Annotated in this window: 1 protein-coding gene; it reads left to right on the top strand. The window is 27.8% G+C overall.

Going from position 1 to position 508, the window contains the following annotated elements; translation table 11 throughout:
* Positions 1–197 precede the first annotated feature (197 nt).
* Positions 198–404 carry a helix-turn-helix domain-containing protein gene (locus tag AYC60_RS00620; RefSeq protein WP_067320020.1) on the top strand — a complete coding sequence of 69 codons (207 nt, stop codon included), beginning with the start codon at positions 198–200 and terminating at the stop codon, positions 402–404.
* Positions 405–508 lie beyond the last annotated feature (104 nt).

The following is a 508-nucleotide window of genomic DNA, read 5'->3' as shown; positions in this document are numbered from 1 at the left end:
GCAAAGGTACAGAGAGATAAATATCGGTAGTCTCCGGACTGCCTTTATTTTTTGCTTTTTTAAAGTGATGTATCAATTGATTGAAAATAACCTATAGTTAATGTTATAATAATTTTGTATGTAATAACAAACACAAGTATTATTATATTGTATATATGTGCGAGATTAGCTACCGTAAAAATAATCTTAGAGGTTATATGGAATTAAGTTATAAAAGGTTAATTAAAAAACTTATTGATTTAGTTATGCAACATAATGAGCTTAAGGAAAAAGCAAATGTAAGTAAGAGTACCTTTTATAAATTAAAGAATGGTGAGAATGTAACTACCGATATTTTGCTCAGAATTTGTGATGCATTGGATTGCGACATATCAGAAATTATGGAGTGTATTAAAAATGATTGAAATAATAAATGGAGAATGCATAGAAGAATTGAGGAAGTTAGACTCATCTACGGTTGATTTTATTATTACATATCCTCCATATATTGTTGCTAATTTCATGAACG

This window comes from Streptobacillus felis (assembly GCF_001559775.1).
GTDB classification, from domain to species: Bacteria; Fusobacteriota; Fusobacteriia; order Fusobacteriales; family Leptotrichiaceae; genus Streptobacillus; species Streptobacillus felis.
Note: the sequence above shows the minus strand (reverse complement) of the source record. Positions and strands in the feature narration are given on the sequence as shown.